Source organism: Prolixibacter bellariivorans ATCC BAA-1284 (assembly GCF_000621705.1).
Classification (GTDB): domain Bacteria; phylum Bacteroidota; class Bacteroidia; order Bacteroidales; family Prolixibacteraceae; genus Prolixibacter; species Prolixibacter bellariivorans.
The window spans coordinates 263,261-289,826 of record NZ_JHXO01000006.1; the positions used below are offsets into that span (position 1 = coordinate 263,261).

Below are 26,566 nucleotides of genomic sequence, written 5' to 3' on the forward strand. Positions count from 1 at the left end.
CCGGTTAACGGAAAAAAGCATAAACAGTTATGAGTGAAAAAGTAGTTCTGGCATTTAGCGGAGGTTTGGATACATCGTATTGTGCCATCTATCTGTCGAAAGAAAAGGACTTGGAAGTTCATACGGCGATTGCCAATACAGGAGGATTCTCTCCTGAAGAACTGACCGATATTGAGAAACGGGCCTACGCACTGGGTGTGAAAAGTCATAAAGCTCTTGACGTAACGGAAGAGTATTACCAAAAGGGTATTAAATACATGGTGTATGGGAATGTATTGCGAAACAATACGTATCCTATTTCAGTCAGCTCAGAGCGTATTTTTCAGGCCATCGCCATCATTGAATATGCGAAAAAAATTGGTGCCAAGTATGTGGCTCATGGTAGTACCGGAGCCGGAAACGACCAGATTCGTTTCGATTTGGCTTTTCAGGTTTTGGCGCCCGAAATCGAAATTATTACGCCTACGCGTGACATGGAGCTGACCCGTGAATTTGAGATCAACTATCTCAAAGATCATGGCGTGAAAGCCGACTACAATAAAATGACTTACTCTATCAACGCCGGACTATGGGGAACCAGTATCGGCGGCAAGGAGACATTGACCAGCAATCAGACACTTCCGGAAGAGGCTTATCCGAGCCAGCTGAAGAAGGAAGGTGAGGAGACATTGACCCTCGATTTCGTGAAAGGACAGCTGAAAGGAGTGAATGGTAACAAGCATTTCAGTACCATCGATGCTATTCGCGAAGTGGAGGAAATTGGTTCGGCGTGGGCCGTTGGCCGCGACATGCACATCGGCGATACCATTATCGGTATCAAAGGCCGCGTGGGATTCGAAGCTGCCGCTCCGATGCTCATCATCAAAGCGCATCAGATGCTGGAAAAACATACGCTGACCAAATGGCAGCAGTACTGGAAAGATCAGTTGGGCAACTGGTATGGCATGTTTCTCCACGAAGCGATGTACCTCGAGCCGGTGATGCGCGACATCGAGAAATTCCTGGAAAGTACGCAGGAAAATGTCACCGGAAAGGTGATTATCAAACTTCGTCCATACACCTTTCAGTTGGTGGGAATTGAATCGGAGCACGATTTGATGAAGTCGGAATTTGGTGAATACGGTGAGATGAACAAGGGATGGACAGCAGATGATGCCAAAGGATTTACCAAGATTCTGGGCAACCAGTTGAAAATTTTCTATTCGGTCAATAAGAAATAAACACATTCAATGGCTACAGTAAGCACAGGGATCGTTGGCGGTGCGGGTTATACGGCGGGTGAGCTTTTGCGCATCCTGCTAAATCATCCGGCTGCCGATGTTTCCTGTATACAAAGTTCCAGTAACGACGGGCAACCGGTTACTTCGGTGCACAAAGATTTAATCGGGGAGACCGATTTGGTGTTTTCGGATATTGACTTCGATACTGTTGATGTAATTTTCTTGTGCATGGGACACGGAAAATCAGCCGAATACCTCGAAAAGAACGAAGTTCCGCAACGCGTAAAGATTATCGATCTGAGCCAAGACTTCCGCTTAAAGCGGGACGGAAACGACTTTGTATACGGTTTGCCTGAATTGAACCGTGAAGAAATTCGTACAGCGAAGCGCATTGCCAATCCGGGGTGTTTTGCCACCGGTATTCAGTTGGCTTTACTGCCTTTGGCTTCGGCAGGTTTGCTTACGCAGGAAGTGCACGTACATGCCATCACCGGTTCTACCGGAGCTGGGCAATCGCCTTCCGGAACATCACATTTCAGCTGGCGAAACAGCAATGTGTCAGTGTACAAGGCTTTTCAGCATCAGCATCTGAGCGAAATCCGGCAAAGTTTGGCTCAGTTGCAGGGACAATTTGAGCAACCGCTGAACTTTATTCCCGTAAGGGGAAACCACACACGTGGCATCTTTGCTTCGGTGTACACCGATTTTGAAGGAACAGTTGAAGAAGCCCGCGAATTGTATCAACGCTATTACGAAGGGCATCCGTTTGTGCATCTGTCACCCGGAAATCCCGACCTGAAGCAGGTGGTGAATACCAACAAAGCATTGCTTTACCTGGAAAAACATGATGGCAAACTGCTTATTCTTTCCTGCACCGATAATCTTTTGAAAGGTGCCTCGGGACAGGCCGTACAAAATATGAACCTGATGTTTGGATTGAAGGAGACCAGCGGTCTCAATCTGAAACCGGTCGCATTTTAATCCTGAATTTAATTCGAAAACACATGGAACTTTTCGATGTATATCCGCTGTTCGATGTAGAACCGGTGGCGGCTCAAGGGTGTACCATCACCGATAAAAATGGTGTCGAGTATCTCGATTTGTACGGCGGACACGCCGTGATTTCTGTTGGTCATTCGCATCCCTACTATGTGCAGATGCTGAGTGAGCAACTGAAGAAAATGGGGTTCTATTCCAATTCGGTTCAGAATCCGCTGCAAAAGGAGCTTGCATTGAAACTTGGCTCACTTTCCGGTTACGGAGATTATTCTCTTTTCTTGTGCAACTCGGGTGCCGAAGCCAACGAAAATGCGTTGAAACTGGCTTCGTTTCATACCGAAAGAGCCCGCATTGTTTCATTCGAAAAATCGTTTCACGGGCGCACCTCTGCGGCCGTGGCCGTCACGGATAATCCAGCCATTATATCTCCATTGAACGATACAGTCGACCGAATCATCCTTCCGTTGAATGACTTGGATGCGCTGGAAAACGAACTGATGGAAGGTGATGTGGCAGCCGTTATCGTGGAAGGAATTCAGGGCATTGGCGGTTGCCGCGTGCCGGAACCTTCATTTCTGGAAGAAGCCGGGAAACTGTGTCGTCGTTATGGAACCGTGCTTATTCTCGATGAAATTCAGTCGGGTTACGGACGAAGCGGCAAATTCTTTGCACACCAGTATGCCAACGTAAAACCCGATCTCATCACCATCGCGAAAGGGATGGGAAACGGTTTCCCGGTAGGTGGCGTGTTGATTAGGCCGGAGTTTGAAGCCCGGAAAGGAATGTTGGGAACGACTTTCGGTGGAAATTATCTTGCCTGTGCGGCCAGCATCGCTGTGTTGGACATTATGCAGAGCGAACAATTGATCGAAAATGCCGAAATCGTTGGCAATTACCTGATGACCAAACTGGCTGGCTTCGAAAAAATCAAGGAAGTGCGTGGCCGTGGATTGATGATTGGGTTAGAGTTCAATGAGCCGATTGCAGAAATCAGGAAGAAACTGTTATTCGAAGAGAAAATATTTACCGGTGTAACCGGAACCCATACAATCCGGCTTCTACCTCCCCTAACCGTTACACGTGAGCAAGTCGATCGGTTTTTATCGGCGCTTAAAAAGGTATTGGGTTAATAATTGGTTAAAAATACCGGCAAAATGTATTAAATTGAATGTCTTATTTTGATTCTGCTTTAGGTTTGTGGTAATGCAGAATACAATATAAAAAATGTAGATAGCTATGAAGAACCTGAATATTTGCATCATTGGTGGAGGAAATCTGGGACGTGCCATTGCCGAGGGCTTTTTGAAAGCCGGATTGCCTGCCGGAAAATTGGTGATTACTCGCCGGAGGCCACACCTGCTTGAAGATTTGACAAAAAAAGGAGTTCGTGTTGAATCCGACAATGCAGCGGCTGTAATTGGAGCCGATTTGGTTATTCTGGCAGTCAAACCCTATCAGGCCGAAGGTGTGCTTCAGGGAATTCGTAGTTCGTTGATCCCCGGACAAATGCTGGCTTCGTTGATGACGGGTGTGAGTCTCGAAAGTCTGAAATCGTGGTTACCCGAAACCGTTATTCCGTTCCGTGTAATGCCGAATACGGCGATTGCTTTGCAGGAATCGATGACCTGTATTTCGGCACCCGATTGCAATGATGAGCAAAAAGAAGTAATTCAGGAACTGTTCGAAACGTTGGGAAAAGTTATCTACATCAACGAAGAACTGATGGCCGCTGCTACTGTCTTGGGAGCTTGTGGAATTGCCTTTGCACTTCGTTTCATTCGTGCAGCCACCCAGGGTGGAATCGAGATTGGCTTTGGAGCTGAGGTGGCGCAGGAAATTGTGGCCCAAACAGTGAAAGGAGCGACCGAACTCATTCTGCAAACCGGCCATCATCCTGAAAGGGAAATCGACAAAGTAACAACGCCGAAAGGAATCACCATTTCCGGGCTGAACGCGATGGAACATCAGGGATTTTCATCAGCACTCATCCAGGGTTTACTGGTTTCGTACAATAAAATTAACAACGGTTAAATATCCGTCTCTAAAAATGTGAGACACTATTCACCTGAAATGTACTTTTCAGGATAAAAGGCATTCTTCCCATGGCAAATCGCTATTCCAGTATTGTGATAAAAATCGGGAGCAATTTGCTCACCCGTGACGATGGTATGCTGAACGTTGCCCGTATGGCTCACTTTGTCGATCAGATTGCTGCGTTGCAGAAAAAAGGTGTCCGGGTTATTCTTGTTTCTTCGGGCGCAGTGGCAGCAGGACGGGCGGAAGTGGAACCGCAAAAAAAACACGATACGGTTTCAAGGAGGCAGTTGTGGTCTGCCGTAGGGCAGGTAAAGCTCATCAACCGGTATGCCGACCTGTTTCGGGAACACTGTCTGACATGTGCCCAGGTGTTAACGACCAAGGAAAATTTCAGCGACCGGCAGCATTACCTGAACATGCGCAATTGCATTAATACGTTGCTCGAAAGCAGTGTCATACCGATTATTAACGAGAACGATGCGATTTCGGTTACGGAGTTGATGTTCACCGATAACGATGAGCTTTCCGGCCTCATTGCTTCTATGATGGATGTAGATGCGCTGTTTTTACTCACCAATGTGGACGGCGTTTATCGTGGGAATCCGGGTGCACCGGGAAGTGAATTGATTCAACACATTACTTCCGGCGAAACCATTTCGGAAGATTTGATTTCCACACAAAAGTCAAATTTCGGTCGCGGAGGGATGCTGACCAAAAGTTCCATCGCCTCGAAACTGGCAGGACAGGGTGTAACCGTTCATATAGCCAACGGAAGCCGATTGAATGTGCTGACCGATCTGATGGACCGGGAATCAGATATTCCGCACACCTGGTTTGAGCCGGGCAAGAAGAAATCCAACACGGTAAAAAAATGGCTGGCCCATTCCGACGATTTTGCCCGCGGCGAAGTGTTTGTGAACGATGGTGCCCGCGATGCGCTGCTTTCAGAAAGAGCAACCAGTTTGCTCACTATCGGGATTACCGGTGTTCAGGGGCAGTTTAAAACCGGCGACATCGTTAGGGTAAAGGATGTAAGTGGAAAGTTGCTGGGTCTTGGGAAAGCTGGTTTTTCCTCCAAAATCGTGGAGCGTGAGATGGGCTCCAAATACGATAAACCATTCATCCACTACGATTATCTTTATCTGGGATAAGAATCATCCCTAAAAGGAACTATAAAAACAACAGGAAAAATAAAACCAACCGGACATGCAGTATCGAGAACAATTTGAGCAGGCACTTCAGGCGAGTCGGAAGCTGAATCTGGTGACGGAAGAGACCATCAATCAGGTGTTGATGGCTGTTGCCGACGAAGCTGTGAAGGAAACTGATTTTATCCTGAAGGAGAACGAGAAAGATCTGCAGCGGATGGCACCGTTCGATCCGAAATATGACCGACTGAAGCTGACCGCGGAACGAATCGAAGGAATTGCATCCGATATGCGAAATGTGGCTTCCATGTCATCGCCGCTAGGAAAAGTATTGTCGGAAACAACCCGTCCAAATGGTTTGCACATCAAACGTATCAGTGTGCCGTTTGGCGTTATCGGTATTATATACGAAGCTCGTCCGAATGTAACCTTCGACGTCTTCTCACTTTGCCTGAAATCGGGAAATGTATGTGTGCTGAAAGGCGGAAGCGATGCAGCCGATTCGAACAAAGCGATTGTTTCTATCATTCACAAGGTACTGCAATCTTTCAATATCGATGAGCATGTGTTGACCTTGCTTCCTCCCGGAAGGGAAGCAACCGGAGAACTACTGAATGCGCAGGGTTATGTCGATTTGCTGATTCCCCGCGGAAGCCAGGGACTCATCAATTACGTTCGTGAGAATGCCACGATTCCGGTCATCGAAACGGGGGCTGGTATTTGTCACACCTATTTCGATGAGTTCGGTGACGAGGAAAAAGGACGCGATATCATTAATAATGCGAAAACGCGCCGTCCGAGTGTATGCAACGCACTAGACTGCCTGATTATTCACGAGTCGCGGCTGAGCGATTTGCCGTATTTGGCAGAACTTCTTCCGGAAAGCCAGGTCGAAATTTTTGCCGACGAGCAAGCAATGGAAGTACTGGAGGACCATTATCCCGAAGATTTATTGAAGCCGGCTACTGAAGAGTCCTTTGGAACCGAATTCCTCGATTACAAGATGGCCATCAAAACGGTGGCTTCCTTTGACGAAGCGCTCGACCACATCGCGAAGTACAGCTCAAAGCACAGTGAAGCTATCGTTTCTGATAACCAGCAACATCTCGAGCTGTTCCGCAAACTGGTGGATGCCTCTTCGGTGTATACCAACGCCAGCACGGCTTTTACCGATGGAGCGCAATTCGGACTCGGCGCCGAAATTGGTATCAGTACGCAGAAATTGCATGCCCGCGGCCCAATGGCACTGGAAGAACTCACCAGCTACAAGTGGCTGATAGAAGGTGACGGCCAGGTTCGTCCTAAATAATGAGCTGAAGGATTCAAAACAAATCATGAAACTGAAAAAAAGATGAGACATTTCACATCCGTATACGATTTACCCGACCTGAACGAAGCGCTGAAAACCGCCTTCGAAGTGAAAAAAAATCCGTTTGCTTATCAGCATCTTGGGAAGAACCGGACCATGATTCTGATCTTCTTCAATTCCAGTTTGCGTACCCGTCTCAGTACGCAGAAGGCGGCGATGAATCTGGGCATGAATACCATGGTGTTGAATGTCAATCAGGACGGCTGGCAACTGGAGTCGGAGTTGGGCGTTGTGATGGATGGAGACAAGCCCGAGCACTTGCGTGAAGCAATTCCGGTGATTGGTTCGTATTGCGACATTATCGGAGTTCGTGCATTCGCGCAGTTCAAAAGTAAAGAAGACGATTACCAGGAAAAAATTATCAATCAGTTCGTTGAATACTCCGGTGTACCGGTAGTGAGTATGGAAGCTGCAACTCGCCATCCTTTGCAGTCGTTTGCTGATCACTTTACCATCGAGGAATTCAAGACCAAAGAAAAGCCGAAAGTAGTGCTCACCTGGGCGCCTCATCCGAAAGCATTGCCCCAGGCCGTGCCCAATTCATTTGTGGAATGGATACGCCAAGCTGATTACGAACTGGTGGTTACGCATCCCGAAGGTTATGAGTTAGCGCCTGAATTTATGGGCGATATCAAAGTCGAGTACGATCAGAAGAAAGCTTTTTCGGGTGCCGATTTTATTTATGCAAAAAATTGGGCATCTTACAGTAGTTATGGACAGGTCCTTTCCCGCGATCGAAATTGGACGGTTGACGAGGAAAAAATGGCCCTGACCAATCAGGCAAAATTCATGCATTGCCTGCCGGTTCGCCGGAATATGGTTGTTTCCGATGGTGTAATTGATAGTCCCGATTCCATCGTTATACAGGAGGCCGCCAACCGTGAAGTGTCGGCACAGGCCGTGCTAAAAATGATACTGGAGGAACTAAAATGATCGAACATCTGACCATCATCAAAGTGGGCGGAAAGCTGGTTGAGGAAAAGGAATCGCTTCAAACCCTGCTTCGTGATTTTTCGCGCATTGCCGGAAATAAAATTCTGGTACATGGCGGTGGTAGCATGGCGACCACCATTGGCGAAAAGTTGGGCGTCAAACCGAAAATGGTTGAAGGACGCCGCATCACCGATGAAGATACATTGCAGGTTGTTACCATGGTATATGCCGGTTTGGTAAACAAAAATCTGGTTTCCAAGCTTCAGGCATTAGGAACTAATGCGCTGGGACTGACCGGTGCCGACCTGGATATTATCCGGGCAAAGAAGCGTCCGGTTGTTGATGTCGATTACGGTTTTGTGGGCGATGTGGTAAATGTGAATAATCGCATGCTTCGCGAATTACTGATGAATGGTGCCGTTCCGGTGATTGCTCCCATCACGCACGATGGCGATGGTCAGTTATTCAACACCAACGCCGACACCATTGCTTCGGAACTAGCCATTGCATTAAGCTCCAGTTACCGGGTTACCCTGATATACTGCTTCGATAAACGTGGTGTATTGATGGATGAATCGGACGAAAATTCGGTAATTGATGAAATCACCATGGCTGAATTTGAAGAAATGAAGTCTACCGGAGCAGTGAATGGCGGGATGATTCCCAAGTTAACGACCGGTTTCAATGCCATGAAAAAAGGGGTCGACTCGGTGGTTGTTACCAATGCATCGGCACTTTCCGGTTCAAAAGGTGGAACCAATCTGGTTCTTTTCCACGAGGAAGAGGACGAATAATTAAAAACACTTATCATATCAGATGCTGCCTTTCGTCCGGGAGGTAGCTGATTTCTTACGTTATGAATCTTTCGATTGAAAAACTTCACAGCGACGCATTTCGTTTGCTGCAAAATATGATTGGCATTCCGTCGTTAAGTCGCGATGAGGATGCGGTTGCTATGTTTCTGGAAAATCAGTTAAAGGAATGGAACCTGGTTCCTTCCCGGAAGGGAAATAATCTTTGGCTGAAAAACAGGAACTGGCAGGAGGGGAAGCCCGTAGTGTTGTTTAATTCACATATCGATACGGTGAAACCAGCCAATGGTTGGTCGAACGATCCGTTCACGCCTGTGGTGCAAGATGGCAAACTGACTGGCTTAGGGAGCAATGATGCCGGAGCATCGGTGGTAGCTCAGTTGGCTGCTTTCCGTTATTTCAATGAACTACCGGAGTTGCCGTTCAACCTGATTTGGAGCGCTACCGCGGAAGAAGAGATTTCCGGAACCAACGGCGTCGCTTCTATTTTGAATGAACTGGGACCGATTGATTTGGGACTGGTGGGCGAACCTACCGGGATGAATCTGGCTATCGCCGAAAAGGGGCTGCTGGTGGTCGATGCAGAAGCGGTTGGTAAAACCGGTCACGCAGCCCGCAACGAAGGCGAAAATGCTATATACAAAGCGCTGGACGATATTCAGCGTTTGCTGGAATTCCAGTTTCCGGAAGAATCACCCGTTCTGGGCCCGGTAAAATTGACGGTCACTCAAATCGAAGCCGGTCATCAACACAACGTGGTTCCCGACAGTTGCAAGTTCGTCATCGATGTGCGGACTAACGAGTGTTATTCGAATGAAGATGTCTTTGATACCATCTCGAACTTGTTAGAAAGTGATGTAAAGGCTCGTTCGTACCGGCTCAACTCTTCCGGTATCCCACTCGACCATCCATTGGTAAAACGCGGTGTTGATATGGGGTTGCAGACCTACGGTTCGCCGACTACATCCGATCAGGCAGTTATTCCATACACTACCGTGAAAGTCGGTCCCGGTGATTCGGCCCGCTCGCACACGCCCGATGAATACATTCTGGAAGATGAAATCCGTAACGGAGTCGATATTTACATTCGCTTACTGGAAAATTTGCCTTTAAAGTAAGGCGGACTTTCTCCCGCTTTTCGTAAACCATGATGGATTCTTTTCGTTAAACGGAGTGAACGAAAGAAGAAGATCATTATGTCACTTACTTTTTCAAGAATGTTTCCGCTGGGCGGGAAAGCGCCTGCATTTGAGTTGCCCGATACGGTTTCGGGTAAGAATATTTCACTGGAAGAAATCAAATCCGATAAAGCTACGGTTGTGATGTTTATCTGCAATCACTGTCCCTATGTGAAGCATGTCAATCACGAAATCACAGCTATTGCCAACGAATATGGTGCAAAAGGAATCAGTTTTGTCGGCATCAGCTCCAACGATGTGGATAATTATCCCGATGATGCGCCCGAGCATATGAAAGAGGTGGCTGCCAAAGAAGGTTATCCGTTTCCTTATTTATATGATGAAACACAGGAAGTAGCCAAAGCTTACATGGCTGCCTGTACACCCGATTTCTATGTGTTCGACAAGGATTTGAAATGCGTGTATCGAGGACAAATGGATGAGGCCCGTCCGAAAAATGATGTGCCGGTAACCGGAAAAGATTTGCGGGCAGCACTTGATGCGGTGTTGAACGGAAAGCAGGTTCCGGATGAGCAGAAGCCTTCCGCCGGATGTGGTATCAAGTGGAAGAATCCACCAACCTTATTTCAGACCGGTTCTTAAGCCGGTTATTTTTTTCGGTAATACCGGAGAAGATTGACTTCCGGGTGTATGGTATCGGATTCTCCGCAAAGGAAGCGGGCAAATTCGCGGGCAAACCAAGGGGCCAACATGGCTCCTTTCGAACCTAGCCCGTTAAAGATCCCGATTTCCGGATAATCCGGGTGTAGACCGATTACCGGCCGGCGATCATGAGCGGTTGGGCGAATGCCTGCCCGTTCTTTAGTAATGGTATAAGGTAATTTGACAATCTTTTCCAGCTTTTCGCTTAAATCTAGTGTGGCTTCTTCCTCCGGTTTTGTGTCCAGAAATTCCCAACGATAGGTTGCACCTGCCCGGAAACGATTTTCGCCAAGCGGCAGCACAAACATTCCCTTGTTGACCATGTCCGTAATTTCCAGCCCGGGAATCTCCAAATCCAGTACCTGTCCTTTGGTATGTTTGAATTTAACTTGCTGAAAAAGCGGATTGTCACTGACGCGGAATCCCTGGCAAAAGATGATGTTTTGAGCGGTGATGTTTTTCCATTGCACTTTCCCGTTTTTGCGGATGACATCATCTGTGTCCAGTTTTTTACCAATGAACCGGTTTTCCTGTATCAGGAATTCCCGGAAACGGTCGATTAGCAAAGGTAAATCGACACGAAAAGCGTTAAAAACCTGGCCCACTCCGTATGGGGACACAATTCCATCTCTTTGAAAGTTGTCATTCGGTTCTGGATGAATATAGGATTTCAAGTCGTTTTCAGCCGCTTTGGAGCGCCAGAACGGAGCTTCTTCTTTGCCTAAAATTTTGTCAATTTTTAACGGATACAGCAACGGGCAGGAGAGAAGCTCTTCCAATTCACGGTAGGTATTTTTCAGAATCGGAAAAAGATCATCCACCAACCACGACTTGGTCAGGCGGCGAAAGACAACCGGATTGATGATACCGGCAGCAACACGACTGGCTTTTTCACCGGAAGGAGCGTCTACTACCACGAAATCTTTTCCACGCCGATGCAGTTCGAACGCGAGCATGGTTCCGGCCAGCCCCTGGCCAACTACCAGGTATTCGGTATTTCGCGATGGAATATTTTGTGTGTTTTCTTTCATTTGTTTCATACATACCCACAATTCAGAGAATTGTTCGCTCCTCAAAGAAATTTGGACTCAGGCATTATTTCAGCGAAAAGTAGAAAATAAGCGGTTTTTAAAAGAACACCGACACCAAATATTTTCTACTTTTGTAACCCGAAAACGCGGTCTGTAGCTCAGTTGGTAGAGCAGCTGACTCTTAATCAGCGGGTCCAGGGTTCGAGCCCCTGCAGACCGACCCGAAAGATAAAAGGCCTGTAAGTCGCAAGATTTACAGGCCTTTCTGTTTTTAGCTATCAGAAATGTATATGGTTAAGGACAAGGTTCGCAGTAGCTTATTTGTATTTGGCTACCCGTTCATCGTTTATTACTCCGCTCCAATTCATACCGTAGGCAAAATCGTATGTGTGACCTTCCGAATCAACATAGCATTCCATGTCGCGTGGAACATCTTCTTTTTGCTCTTCGACAGTTTTCATGTTGGCCGGCATTTGGAAAGGCAGCAAAGCTGAAGGTTCGGCTGCTCCCGACAGAATATCCATGATGGCCTGATCCTGTACTCCCATGTGAATGAGGATGGCATTGGCATTCTTTTCAATCTCCGAGAAGACCATTGGCTTGGAAACTCTTATCACCACCACAACTGGTTTCACACCCATTTTTGCCTTGGTATCATTCACCATTCCCATATCATATTGGTTGTGAGTGGTGACTGTTTTCCCTTTATAGGTTCGGTTCGTAAAATCTTCGAACGGACTACCGCCGGCAATACTGGGGTCGCGTGCATATTCGGCCGTGTATTTTCCATACTGAAGGCTGATGGGAAGATAGCCGTTTCCACCTTTTTTCAAATCCTGTCGATCGTAGCCAACTCCGCCATCGGGGCTTTCAATGCCCACCAATGCAAAATCTGCTTCTTCAGGACTGTCGACCACTTCGAAATATTTTTTGACAATATCCATATTGAACGGATATTCCTTCTTCTCGGGTGTCGCAAAACCAAACCAGTTTTTCCCGGCAGGTGTGTAACGAATTGGAACGTACACTTTCAGCTGTTTTTTCACCGGAAGGATGTGGTTCTGGTTCTTCAACAGAACAATGGAACGAAGTTGAGCATCGTAACCAGCCTTCATGAATTCCGGATTACCGACGATTTTTTCGGTTTCAGCTACATTCAGATAGGGATTTTCGAACAAGCCTACCCGGAAGATATTCCGCAACAGGCGAACAGCTGACTGTTCAAATCGCTTGCGCATGTATTCTTCACCATGTTCGGCAACGCCCATTTTGTAAGCTTCGATAACCGGACCCATTTCGTTGTTTCCGCCAAACTGGTCTACTCCGGCTTCGATGGCTTTATAGTGACGTTGGGCTTCGCTCAGATTTTCAACACCCCAGCATTTCCCCTGGAACAGGTCGACTGCCTTCGCGTCTTTTGTAATCATCCAATCGGTGCAAACCACGCCATCGTAACCATATTTGCCACGAAGCAGGTCGGTAATCAGGTATTTACTGTAACTGTTTCCTACATTTTCTCCGTTGACCGTATCCTGATTAAAGGAAATGGTATAGTAAGGCATTACGGCTGATGCTAGCTTCGTAGGTCCGGCGAGGTTGAAAGCACCTTCGGTGAATGGTTTCAGATGGTCTTTCAGGTTGTTACCGGGATAAACAGCATATTCACCGTAGCCAAAGTGCGCATCGCGGCCACCTTCTTCGGGTCCGCCACCCGGCCAGTGTTTGACCATCGCATTCACACTTTTGTAGCCCCATCCGTTGGCAATTTCATCCTTGCCAATGGAAGTTTGGAAGCCGTCGACATAAGCCCGGGCCATGTCAGTAGTCAAATTAGGATCTTCGCCCATAGTTCCGTCAAAGCGGCTCCAGCGGGGTTCGGTTCCTAAATCGATTTGAGGAGAGAGAGCGGTCGCAATTCCCAACGCGCGATATTCCGCGGAAGCTATTTCACCGAACTGTTTCATCAAACTCGGATCGAACGAAGCGGCAATGCCGACTGTTCCTGGCCACATAGAGATTTTTCCTCCGGCACCCGCATTGTATTCCGCATTTGAAACGCTGGTGTGACGTGGGTCGGAGCTATTGTTAATGGGAATTCCCAAGCCAATGCCTTCGACCAAAGCCTGGGCGTTGTTGTTCCATTGGGCCGCAACTCCCGGACTTTCAACGGTAGTGATAAGAACATGCCGCAAGTTGTCGTCAGTGAGAAATTTCTTTTGTTCATCGGATAAATCGCTAGGCTTAGCACCACTCTCGTCAAATGATTTTCCGTTGTAAGTCGATGTGAAGAAGCCACCCGGTCGTCCGGGAATGGCTTGATGAGCACTGTAAAGCATCAGTCCGGCGATTTGTTCTACCGACATTTTGCTGGCCAAATCTTTTGCCCGTTCATCTACAGGAAGGCGCCAGTCTTCATATTTGTCGAGTTGACCGTTTTTATTGAGATCTTTGAAACCCAATCGATCGACAGTGAGTGGTTGAACGCCGGAACTGCGAGAATAACCAATTGTAGCTCCTTCCGGATTATGGACGAGCACAAAATCACCTTTGTCTTCGGTCGTATATTTTGGGCTACATCCTGAGATACCGATAGTGAGTACAAACAGTGAAAGCGAGACTATTTTCATGAAAGATTTCATAATGGTTATAGTTGATTGTTTATGGGCTGTTAACTGTTTCTGACAAATGAAGCATTGGCCAGGTAGTCGAAGCATTGCTTTACTCCTTCAAATTGGGTAATACCTTTTTTTACCCTCTCCAATTCTACGTAATACGAATTCAATCCGTTTTCGTATGCCTTGTTGAAGATATTTTCGAAATTCATCATTCCGGACTGGCCCAGCACTTCCCGATCCTTGATGTGTAGTACCGGGAATCGGGTTGGGTATTTTTCGAAATACTCCAGTGGGTCGTTTTGTCCCATAACCGTCCAGTACACGTCCATTTCGAAGAACACCAAATCCGGATCGGTTCCGTTCAGCATCAGGTCATAAATGACGTCGCCGACCGGCATCCACCACGGAGCATTTTTCTTTTTGTCTTCTTCCGTAAGAATTCGTTTGAACTCCATATTGTGGTTGTGGTAGCCCCATTTTATGCCGGCATCTTTGGCGATTTTTCCAGCCTGGTTGAAAACGTCACAAACCAGGGCAGCATCGTCATGATTTTCGATTTTGGGCATACCGGGTTGAACCAGCGTTTTAGCTCCCAATTTTACATGGTCTTCAACAGTTTTCTTCCAGAAATCGGCAATTTGGCCAACATTTCCTTTGTTGTATTCGCGAATGGTTGGATTGACGTGCGAACTTCGGATTTCCAGGCCTGCATCTTCCACAATCTTGCGGTAGTCATCCATGCCGTACTGTCCCATTTTTCTGTTGCGGTAGCCGGCCAGCTCGATGTAGCTGTAACCCATATCAGCTATCTTTTTCATTCCGTTTGGAACATCATCAGTCAGTTCTTTTCCCAGCGAATAAATCTGCAAGCCAACTTTCTTGGAAGGGCCAGCCATCTTACTCAATGTTTTGGATGCGAACGCGGGAGCAGCACTTCCACCCAACATTCCTCCAACAGTAATCAGCGAAAGCTTTTTTAGAAACTCGCGTTTTGTTGTCATGGTATTTTTAGTTTAGGTTAGTTGAAAAACAAGTTATTGTTGTGTTTGCAAATGGTGTTGGTTAGCAATTTATCACGCATTAAATATTAATGCGTCTTGATGACACAATAATAATGTAACATTCTGGAAAATAAAAGAAAAATGACCGGAAAATGCCTGAGTTTAACTGGAACTAATCAAAATGAAAAAGTGGCTTCCGGTCATTTATAGTCGTTAGATTAGATTTCTGGCTTCCCGGTCTGGATCGTTTTTTACTTCAGAGCGGTCGTTCAAAATCATGGTCTCGCCTTTTTCGACCGTATAGTGCGGCCATTCGGGCAGACCTCCTCCATTCGGATTTCCGGTTTTCATGAACTGTAGCAATGTTTCCGACATCTTATCTGACAACATCCTTGGGCGCTTGCCTCCTCCGCTATGCGTCAGCATGAGGTCGGTGTTAGCGAACCAGAACGAGATATCGAGACAATGGAATGCGCGCATGCGGTTATCGAACAGTGGCGGTTGCCAACCAAACCATGCCACGTAAACCGGTGCTTTTTGATTGGCCTTGGCATTGGCCGTTTCGACAACGCCTTTTCGGTTACTGCTAATCATAATGGCCAATTCAACGGGTTTAGCATCCGGGAACGCTTTGGCATATGCAGCGTAAACTTCGGGCGCTTTATCACCTAATCCACCGCCAAAGCCAGCCCATTTCTTCAGCATCTCGATGGCTTTATCTGCTGTCATTTTCTCCAGCTCAGGATTGGTCCGGCTCATGGCCCATTCATGGAACGTACTGCTAATAAGCATCGGCACATCTGAAGATAGGCCATTTGGTTCGGTGTAGAATTTCCCTTTCGGGATATTTCTTCCATCGGCTACGGGTGCAAATCCGCCTCTGAATCCTCTGTTTTCACCCGTATCTTCCCTCATTTTTTTGAGAGCCTTGTTGGCGAGAAGAATGTAGTCCTTCCAGGGCATCTCCTGCAATTTGTCTATTTCGGAAGAAGTCAGATTGGCTTCTTTCAGAATGTACTTTCCCAGTTTCCTGGAATAATCCTGATCCATCGCTTCAGTGGTTGATCCACTTAGGGGAACCGCTTTGTGGAAGGTGCCTTTAGCATTTGGCATTGCGGTGAGGATGCAAACTTTGGCTCCTCCGCCGGATTGTCCCATGATGGTTACATTATCCGGATCTCCGCCAAAGTTGGCTATATTGTTTTGCACCCATTTCAGTGCTGCGACCATATCGAGTGCACCTACGTTGCCCGAATCGGCGTATTTTTCTCCACCGACAGCTGACAAATCAGAAAAACCTATAGGACCAAGACGATGATTTATCGATACAAAAACAGTATCGCCTTTGCGACTGAAATTTTCGCCGTCGTAGCCATCCTGCTCAATACCGTTGCCGTTGGTGTAGCCTCCTCCGTGTAACCAAACTAATACAGGTCTCTTTTTTTTATCGATGGCTGGAGTCCAGACGTTCAACTTGAGGCAATCTTCACTCACATCATCGTAATTCCAGTGGTCGACAAACGAAGCATAAGCGTTTGCGTACCGGCCATCCATGATTTGCGGAGCCGTATTTCCCCACCAAACGGCAGGCAGAATTTCTTTCCATGGTTTCGGTTTCTGCGGAGGCATAAAGCGGTTCTTTCCACCGGTATCGGCTCCGTACGGAATTCCACGAAATTGGTGTATTCCGCGAAGAATAAAGCCTCTAACCTTACCGTATTCTGTTTCTGCTATCGCGATATCGTCGCCAATAAAGAGTTGCTGGTCATCGTCGTTCACCGGAGGTTGTTCGGTTGCCATTCCTGAAAAAGGAAGAGACGCCAGGCTGGCACCGGCTGCTCCGGCACCTAATGTTTTGAAAAAACTACGTCGGTTTGTTTTCATGAACTGGTTAGTTTTAATGTTTCTCAGGTTCATTTTGTAAACCATTAATAATCAACACTACTTATCAAAAAATGTAGGTGGCTGATTATTAATGGTCCGGAGTATATAGGTTTACATTAAGGCAATCTTTTTTTGAAGTTTAATGTCGGAGACATTGGCACCAACCTGTAATTCGATATTACAAAGGTCGTCGGCCCAGGACTGTGTCGCTTCATTCCAATATTGAAGGTTTTTTACCGGAATATTCAGTTTAACTGTTTTACTTTCTCCCGGTTTTAAAGTCACTCTCGAGAATGCTTTAAGTTCTTTATTCGGCCATTCGACGGATGGATTGATACGATGTACATAAGCCTGAGCTACTTCGTCGGCTGCTACCGAACCGGTATTTTTCAGTTTGAATGAAACAGTGATGACATCATCCTTTCCGTAGGTATCCTTGGTGGTTTTCAAATCTGCGTACTCAAAATTTGTGTAGGTAAGACCGTAGCCAAAAGGATACATTACAGGAATGTTCTTTGTGTCGAACCAGCGGTAACCTACCAGCGACTCTTCGGAATAAATGGCCGTATTCGGGTCATTTTTTAGTTCTTTCTCTGAACCATCGTCTTTCGATTTCTCCACTTTCTCAGTTTGCGAAACCAGATCGGCAAAGACATCGGCACCTTTCTTTCCCTGCGGATAATTACCTAAAGCATAAGCCGGCGAATCTTCGAGCTTTATGGGAAGGGTGAATGGCAAACGACCACTCGGCGAAATATTTCCTACCAGCACATCGGCCAACGCATTTCCACCTTCGGTACCGTTAAACCATGAAATAAGCAATGCTTTAGAAATGGGTTTTACAACATTGAGGTCGTTAGGTGCACCGCTTGTAAGTACGGTAATAATATTGGGGTTTACCTTGGCAATTGCCTGAATTAAATTATCCTGTCCTGACGGAAGCTTGATGTCTTTCCTGTCTCTTCCTTCACTTTCCACGGCCCTGTTGTCCCCACCGATGAATAACACAATATCGGCTTTTGATGCTACATCTACGGCTTCTGCGGCTAATCTTTTGGCTGTGATTTCTTTTTCGCGGGCTTCTTTTTCAAGTTCCTCAGGTGTTTTTTTCTTGAAAAAATCAGCGAAATTGAAAACAATCGGTTCGTATCCTTTTGCATAAACCAATTCGGCTTTATCTCCAATTTTGTTTTGCAGGCCCTCAAACGGTGTAACTTCATACAAGGTTTTAACACCTGCTCCCATTCCGCCAAGTCCCATGGTTTGTTTGGCGTTGGCTCCAATAACTGCAATTACAGGTTTTTTGCTAAGATCTAACGGAAGTGAACCGTCATTCTTCAACAATACAATTGATTTGCAGGCTACATCGTAAGCAATTTTCTGCTGTGCCGGTTGAGAAGTCATTTCCTGGTTGGCTTCTTCTTTCGGAATTGGCTTAATGGCCAGTCTGACCCTGAGTATTTCGCGAACACGCTTATCAATTATGTCCTCCGATACCAATCCTGCCTTAACAGAATCAAGCAGGGCTTTGCCAAGGTATTTTTGAGTGGGCATTTCAACATTAAGACCGTTGGTAATGGCGTCAACAGTGCTGTGTGTACCGTTCCAGTCGGAAATCACCATGCCGGCGAAGCCCCATTGGTCACGTAAAATCTTATTCAGTAATATGTCATTTTCGGCACACCACCAGCCGTTCACTTTGTTGTAAGCGGCCATAACGCCATATGCATCAGCCTCTTCAACTGCCGCTTTAAACGGAGGCAGGTAGATTTCGCGCATGGCACGTTCACCGACAATTACATTTACGGTTCCCCGGTTGTTTTCCTGGTTGTTCAGCGCATAGTGTTTTAAGCAGGCTGCTACGCCGTTATCCTGAACACCTTTGGTATAACCAACCGATAGTCTTGAGCTTAAAAAGGGATCTTCACTCAAATATTCATAAGTGCGCCCTCCGGTTGGGATACGTTGAATATTGATGGCCGGTCCAAGAATCATATCTTTTCCGCGCAAGCGTGCTTCCCTGGCCATTCCGGTACCATAAGCATAAGCTAGTTCGGGGCTCCAGGTCGCGGCCAGTGCCGATCCGGTTGGGAAAAAAGTAGCTTTGTCCTTTTCCCATCCTAAGGGCATCCAACCATCGGGCTGCATTTCTTCGCGGATACCAAAAGGTCCGTCGGCATAAATCATGTCGGCTATGCCCAAACGCTCTACACCAGCCGAAACAAACATGTGCTTGGCATGCAGCATGTTTATTTTTTCTTCCAGCGTCATTTGTTTGATAATGCCGTCAATCTGCTTATCGTATTTTAATAAAGCTGACTTATGAGCGGTTTTGCCTAAACAATTTACCGACGAGATTGCAATAAGGATTGCAACACATAAAACATTTTTGACATTCATTTTCATCATTATTTTAGTTTAGAATTTCTCTCCACATTTTAAGCACCGTTTTGTAGCGGTCGTATATTACTGAACATTGGGTATCGATTCTCATGAGCGGGCGGGTGCTCAGATTATAAGGAGGCCAGGCTGGTTGTCCTTTTGCTGAAGGGATACTCTTCCGGGCGAAGGAAGTCCACAGTTGGCACATGTTGTTCGAAGCTGCAAAACGCTCCGGCCGGTTGCCTGCCATTCCCGAACTGCGGTGACCTGTTTTATCCAGCACATTATCGATGTTATGAAACTTAAAAGGAATGTCCATCGCGTGCATCGAGCCAAATTCATAATCCGTACCCGGAACCTTCAGGTCCGATTTGTACCCGAAGTTGTAGAGATATGCCGGCGCACCTTCCTGTTGTGTTTTCCTTTCGGCGATGGTAATGGAACCCAGTCCCATTATCAGGATGGAGCGAATGGCAATAAATAGTTGAGTTGGTGTAGCTTTAGGATAAGCTTCCCGGTAGGTGTCGACAACCAATCGCGCTTTATCTCCCAGAATGGACTCAATTCGTTGATGCAATTTTTCCTCCGTTAGTTGGAAGGCTTCTGTGTCGCCAGAGAACATGGCAAAAAAGATAAATTCATCTTCGTTCCAACCGACCAACAACGGTTTTTCTTTCGAAAGGGAAGGGGCTACCGGATCAAACGGATGAGTAGGAAGGACCACTCCGTCCACCACCGGACCGAACCCACCTTTGCCGGCTGCACCAATGCCATGGAAACCGGCTATTTGAGAGAGGTCTCCCATCTTTTGCAGTTGCTCTTGCGCATCGAGAAGTACCGAAGGAGGAAGTTTTAGGAGTTTTCTCCAGTCGTTACGTGCTATTCCCAGTTGTTTTAATAACAGCTCGGTGGTTTCAGCTGCGACATCAGCTGTTTTCATCATTACGCCCGGTCCGCTTTCGATGGAGGCTTTGTGAAAATAGGGAGCCGCTTCGGGCATGGCATAGAGACAGGATGTTTTCAATCCGCCACCTGATTCACCGAAGATCATGACATTGTTCGGATCGCCTCCAAACGCAGAAATATTCTCATTCACCCATTTCAGCGCGATAGCGATATCCTGGACACCACGATTCCCTGAACCGGCATATTCATCACCGGCAATTTCATCGAGATAAAGATATCCGAGTAAACCCAACCGGTGATTAGTGGCAACCACCACGACATCGTACATTCTGGCGAGATTGGCCCCATCCTGAGCCACACTTCCGGCGGAGCCGTGCGTATAACCACCTCCGTGACTGTACACCATTACCGGCCGCTTCTTGTTATCGTTGGCGGGAGTCCAGATATTGAGTGTCAGACAATCCTCTGCCGGATCTGGTTCATTGATGCCGTAGGTTTGGTTCGGAGCCTGAATGGACGGATGCCCCAGCCGTTTAACTTTTCTGACTCCGGTCCACGGTTTTAAAGGGGCGGGAGTTAAAAACCGCCGTTCACCGGAGACACTTCCTGCGTAAGGGACGCCTTTGAAAATATTTACGCCTTCCGTTCTGCTTCCGAGAAGTTTTCCAAAAGCAGTCTCCACTTCTATATCGGTAGAGGTGGATGGGAAGGAAGCATAAACTAGGCGAGGTAAGGCCAGAGCCGGAAGAATTCCAAATGCTGTCCGACGGAAAAATTCTCTTCGGGTAAGATCGTCCATCTTAAGTTCAGTTAGTTTGGTTTTAGGTGTTACTGGTAAATCAATGCTTCTTTGCCAGAATGCTGAGCGATTTCAGCACAGGCAAAGAAGCATGGGTTGAGAGACTATATTGGTAAACTAAAATCCAGTATGGTATTTCTTATGCTTTTCACAGTAATGAGATTGCGAATTATGTGTTTAGTTGAATAGTTTGGGAGTAAACTCCGAGAGATAAATGCGCCAGTTTTTCCAGATATGGCCTCCATCGCTTTCGCGGTAGACGTATGGCATACCCATTGCATCCAGTTTTTCCCGGTATTCCTTCACATACTTGTACAGGAAGTCCTCTTTCCCGATTCCAATCCAGTAGAGTTTATAACCGTTTTCCATCTGCTTCTTCAGCGTCGCGTCAAAATTGTCATAGACTTCTGATTTGACTTTCGGATCGGGCATGATAGCCGGGGAAAAAAGTCCGACATAGTCAAAAGTATTTGGATAATAACGGGAAATATGGAGCGAATGAAAACCGCCCATGGAAAGTCCGGCAATAGCACGTCCGGCTTTGTCGGCCTTTACCCGGTAATTTTTTTCGACAAAGTTGATAATGTCCTTGAAAGTTGCTTCGTATTGGCCGTCCATGGTGTGTGGCAACTGCATCGTTGGTTTATAAAACCCTTTAGGGGACTCGCCCGGAGCAGCTTGCTGGGCCACATTCCCGTTAGGCATGACCACGATCATCGGTTTGGCTTTTCCCTGGGCAATCAGGTTATCCATGATTTGGGCGGTTCTACCCAGTGCAATCCAGGCTTCCTCATCGCCACCCATTCCATGAAGCAGGTACAAAACGGGAAATTTCTCTTTGCTGTTTTCGTAGCCCGGAGGCGTATAGATGGTCATCCTGCGGGTCGTATTATTTCCAGGCGAATTGTACCAGCGTCTGGCGACAGTTCCGTGCGGGACATCATTGATTTTGTATAAATCGGCCTGACCGCCGTCAATCAGAAAGATATTGAATACCGATGCCACATCCCGAATCAGGTAAACATTATTCGGATCGGTTGTTTTTACACCGTCGATAATGATGTTGTAGCTATATAATTCAGGAGACAAAACATCCGTAGTATAGGTCCATATGCCGGCGGTGTCTTTGGTCATATCGGCCGACCCCGGAATCCATCCCTGTCGGGGCATCCAGTCACCTGATATTTTGACGTCTTTCGCATCGGGTGCTTGAATTCGAAATGTAACGGTGTGGTCTTTATTGATTTCAGGAGATACGATGTTGGGGCCACCCCACAACGCTTGTTGCGCAATGGATGGAAAACTCATCAGGAGCATTGTAATCAGGAATAGGAAAAGTTGTTTTCTCATTGGTTTCGTGGTTACGTTGATCATTTATTTATGAACTAGATTTATTTGACAAATGAATAAATACAGGGGTGAGGACGAAATTATGTCCGGAGTTACGAAATCGGAGAGGTAGCTTGTGAAAAGCTGATAATAAATGGTTTGGTTAGTCTCTTTAGCAATCATGTGTCTCAGATGATTTTCTGTTAGACTATGATTCTTTCATTGTGTTTAATTCACACAATAAAAATATTTAAAAAAATTGAGGTTGATACTACTCACGTCATTTTGAGTGGATTTTGGAATCATTATAAACAAAAAAGGGCTCCAAATACAGGAGCCCTCTTGGTGGAAAATATATCAGCTTTGGTGTCTGAATATTTAAACTATAGTTGGTACACTTTTGCTTCGTGTGGTCTCAGCGATAGCGGATTATCATTTTTAGCAGGTTCGGAATAATTGCCAATTAGCTGTTTGGCATTCTTCATATTTACCGGAAGATGGGCATCAGCCTGGTGATCGGTGAAGTTGAGCAGGATGAGCATTTTCCGACCGTTGAGTTCACGGGTATATGCATACACGTTTGGATTATCCTTATCGAGCAATTCATATTTCCCGTAAACCAGTATCAGATTGTTTTTCCGGAACTGGACCATTTTACGGAAGTAATTCAGTGGCGACTCCGGATTTTTTTCCTCTACAGCTTCATTAATTGTTTTATAGTTCGGATTTACGTTAATCCACGGTGTTCCGGATGTGAAACCAGCATTGGCTGTTGAATCCCATTGGAACGGTGTTCGACCGTTGTCGCGCGCAATCATCTTTTCGTTATTGAGGAAGCGCTGCAGGTCACCGCCAGTTTCCTTAATGTGCTCGTAAATGTGTAATGTTTCAATATCACGGTAGTCGCTGATGGAATCAAATTTGATATTGTCCATTCCCAATTCGTCTCCAAAATAGTAATAAGGAGTTCCGTGCATGGTTAACAGGAATGTCGTTAGCATTTTCGAGGAAAGTACCCGGTATTCAGGAGAATCATTTCCCCAGCGGGTAACCATCCTTGGCATGTCGTGATTACCAAGGAAGATGGTTCCCCAGCCTCTTTCTCCATAGACGCTGTCCCATTTGGTATAAATCTTTTTGAATTGAACCAGACTGACTCCGTTGGGATCCAGGTCACGGTATTCTCCGCCTTTCAAGCCAAGTCCCATCACTTCAAAATTGTACAGCATGTTCAATTCCTGACGTTTGGGATCAACAAAGTTCATGGCTTCGTCGCTGGTGACACCGGCTCCTTCGGCCACGGTCATAATATCGTAATGACTTAACACTTTCTGGTTCATCTCATGCAGGTACTGGTGCAGATGCGGACCGTTGGCATAATATTTTTTGAAGTCTCCATGATATTTTTCAGGAAGAGGAGGGAAAGTCGTATCCTTTGAAATGAAAGGAATCACATCCATTCGGAAACCATCGATACCTTTATCGAACCAGTAGCGCATCATACTGTAAATTTTCTGGCGGACTTCCGGGTTTTCCCAATTCAGATCAGGTTGCGAACGGGCGAAGTAGTGCAGGTAATAAGCATTCGTAGTTGAATCGTATTTCCATGCATTGTTGTCGACATCGAAATAGCTGTACCGTTTGGCAGGTTTTCCCTTTTCTGCCGGCCACCAGTGATAGAAATGCCGGTAAGGGTTGGTGCGAGAACTGCGTGATTGCTTGAACCACTCATGGTCGCTGCTGGTGTGATTCACCACCAAATCGAGCACCAGTTTCAGCCCTCGGCGGTGCATCCCATTCAACAAGCTGTCGAAATCAGCCATCGTACCAAACTCGGTCATGATTTTCCGGTAGTCGCTGATATCGTACCCATTATCATGATTAGGGGAAGCATAAATCGGGTTTAACCAGATGACATCAATACCCAGGCTTTTGATGTAGTCTAGCTTCGAAATAATACCTTTCAGGTCGCCAACGCCATCTCCGTTACTGTCCTTGAAACTTCGTGGATAAATCTGATAAACAACGGCCTCTTTCCACCATTTTCGGTTTGGAATGGATTGGTCATCCTTTTTCGTGGGTGACTGACATGATGCCATCACGGCAAAAATGGCTACAGTTAGTAGCGCAAAATACTTTCTGACTTTCATAGCAATAAGAATTAAATAAACATAAGAACAAGTGTTTGCTAGCTAAACTAATTGTGATGTGTGATGGTATAGGTTTTCTTCTTGGGGCCAACACCTGTAATGGTCAGCTTTTTCCACTGTTGAGGCAGACATGGTGTATGCTGAACGATGCCCTGGCTGGTGATTTCCAGTCCGGCAAAGCCGAAAATGACAGTCTGGAGCATTCCTCCGGCACCGGTGGCAAAATAAGGGTTGTTGCTGGTTGCTGATTCGGCCAGAGCACCAAACGGAGGACGTTTATTGGGAACGTAAGCCTTTTTGAACATCCGAAAAGCCTCTTCTGCATTTCCTAAACGGGAATAGAGTATCGAAACAATGGAGTGTCCCATGGCCGGTCCCTCTTTGGCCATTTTCGGTTCGTAGTACGCCAGGTCACGGCGAATGGCTGCTGTGTCGGTTTCAATCTGAAGCGGATAAGCGAGCAAATTGACATCGGCCTGCTTGATGATCTCCCCGTTGTAAGTTTTGTGTTCTTTGGTGACACCATCCGGGAAATAGTAGAATCGCAGGTTGGAAGCCACTTTTTCCCATTGGGGATTGGGTTTCTCATTGAGCAGCTCGGCTGCTTTCTCAGCGTAACGCATCACCGTTTGTGCGGAGCCGTTGGTGAAGGCGTTGTCATCCACGTTCGGCGCAAATTCATCGGCACCAACCACATTGTTGATAGACCACGAACCGTCTGGATTTTCGACTGCCCGGCTGGCCCAAAAATCGGCTGTTGCTTTGATAACCGGGTAGCCGGTATCTTTCAGCCAATCTTTATTTCGGGTTACCCGGAAGTAGTTCCAAAAAGCAATCCCTACATCAGCCGTGATGTGTTGCTCGAAAGCTCCGGTTAAAGCAAAAGTCGGTGTGGCCTCTTCTCCGGTATCATCCGATTCCCAGGGGAACATGGCTCCTTTGTAGCCATAATCCGAAGCTTTTTGCTTGGCTTTATCCAAGCGATCAGCCCGGTAGTTCAGCAGTGAACGGGCAATTCCCTGGTTGAATACCAGTAACGGCGGATACATCCATATCTCGGTGTCCCAGAAAACGTGACCGTTATAGCCCTGTGATGAGAGTCCCATTGGCGACAAACTGAGATTAGAATCATCACGGGAAAAAGCATACAAATGATAGAGGGCCAAACGGATGTCGCGCTGCGATTCCAGGTCGCCCTCCACCTGAATATCACCCTGCCAGAGTTGATGCCATAATTGGATGTGCTGATCAATTACGGCCTGTTTGTTGCCTCTCATCATGTAGATGGCCATTCGTTCGGATTCGCTTTGTGGGTCAGCAAAATCTTTCGATGTACAAACAGCACCGGCCCAGGCAAAATTGAAAGTTTTGCCGCTTTTTACTTCCCGGGAGAAAGTGAGAGAATGCTCAAATGGCGATTGAACCGATTCTGTCAATCCGGGTTCCTCGTTATTGTTAAATACGAACGTCGCGGTGGTGGCCAGTTTTTGTTCCCCGGTAGGACTGAGTGCTACAGTTTGCAATAAAGGCATCCGGATTTCATTGTCCTGAGGCGTTTTAAAAACTTGTACCACATGATTATAATCCTTCGGACAAATGATTTGTCCGGATACCGATATTTTGATGTCTTTTTTTAAGGCCTTTACGTTTACATCCATCATCCCCGCATAGGGCATTCCGCGTAAAGCGTAAATGGTGTAAGAAATATCTGCTTTGTCATTGAACTGGAAGGAAGAGCTCAGTTTCGCGTCTTTCATGTTCAGAACCTGTTTCCAGTGGGAGATATTCTGAGAAGTAATAGTATCTCCGTCTATCACCATCTTCAGATTGGCAAAGTTAATTCCCAACAATACCCGGCTGGTGATGAGGCGATCCTTTTTGTTGTACATGTATTCATCGAATACATTATTCAGGATGATAGATTTTACCTTAAAGGGTGCAGCAGATGGGAGGAGTCCGATTCGACCATTGGCCAGTGAAATGCCGACATAGTTGGTTGTATCGGTTGCTGTAATTTTCCAACCTTCCTGCGGTTCGTTTGATGCTTTGGAGGTGCCGATTCCCATTATCAGAATGAGAAGCGATAAAAGGATGTATTTCATGATAGGAA

At 46.5% G+C, this 26,566-nt stretch carries 19 protein-coding genes and 1 tRNA gene; 11 read left to right on the forward strand and 9 right to left on the reverse strand.

Annotated features, from left to right (window positions below; translation table 11 throughout):
- Positions 1 to 29: 29 nt before the first annotated feature.
- The 10 genes from T426_RS0106645 to T426_RS0106690 all read left to right on the forward strand — a co-directional run bounded on the left by T426_RS0106645 (position 30) and on the right by T426_RS0106690 (position 10,299).
- Positions 30 to 1,220 (forward strand): argininosuccinate synthase, encoded by a 1,191-nt coding sequence (locus T426_RS0106645; protein WP_027585441.1) that lies wholly within the window; start codon positions 30 to 32, stop codon positions 1,218 to 1,220.
- Positions 1,221 to 1,229: 9 nt separating this feature from the next.
- Positions 1,230 to 2,201 (forward strand): N-acetyl-gamma-glutamyl-phosphate reductase, encoded by a 972-nt coding sequence (gene argC, locus T426_RS0106650; protein WP_025863387.1) that lies wholly within the window; start codon positions 1,230 to 1,232, stop codon positions 2,199 to 2,201.
- A gap of 23 nt (positions 2,202 to 2,224) precedes the next feature.
- Complete coding sequence (locus T426_RS0106655; protein WP_025863388.1) at positions 2,225 to 3,349, forward strand: aspartate aminotransferase family protein; 1,125 nt, start codon at positions 2,225 to 2,227, stop codon at positions 3,347 to 3,349.
- A 106-nt stretch (positions 3,350 to 3,455) separates the two neighbouring features.
- The gene (proC, locus tag T426_RS0106660) at positions 3,456 to 4,250 is read left to right on the forward strand and encodes a pyrroline-5-carboxylate reductase (protein ID WP_025863389.1); all 795 of its coding nucleotides are present in this window, start codon (positions 3,456 to 3,458) and stop codon (positions 4,248 to 4,250) included.
- Between the two features lie 71 nt (positions 4,251 to 4,321).
- The gene (gene proB / locus T426_RS0106665; protein ID WP_025863390.1) at positions 4,322 to 5,407 is read left to right on the forward strand and encodes a glutamate 5-kinase; all 1,086 of its coding nucleotides are present in this window, start codon (positions 4,322 to 4,324) and stop codon (positions 5,405 to 5,407) included.
- Positions 5,408 to 5,462: 55 nt separating this feature from the next.
- Entirely contained in the window at positions 5,463 to 6,713 is a 1,251-nt protein-coding gene (locus T426_RS0106670) for a glutamate-5-semialdehyde dehydrogenase (RefSeq protein WP_025863391.1), read from the forward strand.
- Positions 6,714 to 6,755: 42 nt separating this feature from the next.
- Positions 6,756 to 7,706: an N-acetylornithine carbamoyltransferase gene (locus T426_RS0106675; RefSeq protein WP_025863392.1), complete on the forward strand. Its 951-nt coding sequence runs from the start codon at positions 6,756 to 6,758 to the stop codon at positions 7,704 to 7,706.
- Positions 7,703 to 8,500 (forward strand): acetylglutamate kinase, encoded by a 798-nt coding sequence (gene argB, locus T426_RS0106680; RefSeq protein ID WP_025863393.1) that lies wholly within the window; start codon positions 7,703 to 7,705, stop codon positions 8,498 to 8,500. The genes T426_RS0106675 and argB overlap by 4 nt, the downstream gene beginning before the upstream one ends.
- Positions 8,501 to 8,562: 62 nt before the next feature.
- A complete protein-coding gene (locus T426_RS0106685) occupies positions 8,563 to 9,636 on the forward strand; it encodes a M20 family metallo-hydrolase (RefSeq protein ID WP_025863394.1) in 1,074 nt (357 codons plus the stop codon).
- Positions 9,637 to 9,714: 78 nt separating this feature from the next.
- Entirely contained in the window at positions 9,715 to 10,299 is a 585-nt protein-coding gene (locus T426_RS0106690; RefSeq protein ID WP_025863395.1) for a thioredoxin family protein, read from the forward strand.
- 5 nt (positions 10,300 to 10,304) lie between these two features.
- Here the strand turns inward: T426_RS0106690 and T426_RS0106695 are convergent, their stop codons facing one another.
- Positions 10,305 to 11,399, reverse strand: a complete 1,095-nt coding sequence (locus tag T426_RS0106695; RefSeq protein WP_025863396.1) for an NAD(P)/FAD-dependent oxidoreductase — start codon at positions 11,397 to 11,399, stop codon at positions 10,305 to 10,307.
- Between the two features lie 138 nt (positions 11,400 to 11,537).
- Here T426_RS0106695 and T426_RS0106700 point away from each other — a divergent pair.
- Positions 11,538 to 11,610, forward strand: a tRNA-Lys gene (locus T426_RS0106700).
- A gap of 97 nt (positions 11,611 to 11,707) precedes the next feature.
- On the opposite strand, the gene T426_RS0106705 is transcribed toward T426_RS0106700, so the two are convergent.
- The 8 genes from T426_RS0106705 to T426_RS0106740 form a co-directional block, all read right to left on the reverse strand.
- Entirely contained in the window at positions 11,708 to 14,029 is a 2,322-nt protein-coding gene (locus T426_RS0106705) for a glycoside hydrolase family 3 protein (protein ID WP_027585443.1), read from the reverse strand.
- A 29-nt stretch (positions 14,030 to 14,058) separates the two neighbouring features.
- Entirely contained in the window at positions 14,059 to 15,006 is a 948-nt protein-coding gene (locus T426_RS0106710; protein WP_025863397.1) for a sugar phosphate isomerase/epimerase family protein, read from the reverse strand.
- A gap of 213 nt (positions 15,007 to 15,219) precedes the next feature.
- Positions 15,220 to 16,890, reverse strand: coding sequence for a carboxylesterase/lipase family protein (locus T426_RS0106715; RefSeq protein ID WP_025863398.1), 1,671 nt, complete (start codon positions 16,888 to 16,890; stop codon positions 15,220 to 15,222).
- A gap of 111 nt (positions 16,891 to 17,001) precedes the next feature.
- Complete coding sequence (locus T426_RS0106720; RefSeq protein ID WP_051568953.1) at positions 17,002 to 19,299, reverse strand: glycoside hydrolase family 3 C-terminal domain-containing protein; 2,298 nt, start codon at positions 19,297 to 19,299, stop codon at positions 17,002 to 17,004.
- 4 nt (positions 19,300 to 19,303) lie between these two features.
- Positions 19,304 to 20,977 (reverse strand): carboxylesterase/lipase family protein, encoded by a 1,674-nt coding sequence (locus T426_RS0106725; RefSeq protein WP_027585445.1) that lies wholly within the window; start codon positions 20,975 to 20,977, stop codon positions 19,304 to 19,306.
- Between the two features lie 177 nt (positions 20,978 to 21,154).
- Positions 21,155 to 22,327, reverse strand: coding sequence for an esterase (locus T426_RS0106730; protein WP_027585446.1), 1,173 nt, complete (start codon positions 22,325 to 22,327; stop codon positions 21,155 to 21,157).
- A 362-nt stretch (positions 22,328 to 22,689) separates the two neighbouring features.
- Positions 22,690 to 24,456, reverse strand: a complete 1,767-nt coding sequence (locus T426_RS0106735; RefSeq protein WP_025863399.1) for a glycoside hydrolase family 13 protein — start codon at positions 24,454 to 24,456, stop codon at positions 22,690 to 22,692.
- A 47-nt stretch (positions 24,457 to 24,503) separates the two neighbouring features.
- A complete protein-coding gene (locus tag T426_RS0106740; RefSeq protein WP_025863400.1) occupies positions 24,504 to 26,558 on the reverse strand; it encodes a kojibiose hydrolase in 2,055 nt (684 codons plus the stop codon).
- Between the last annotated feature and the right edge of the window lie 8 nt (positions 26,559 to 26,566).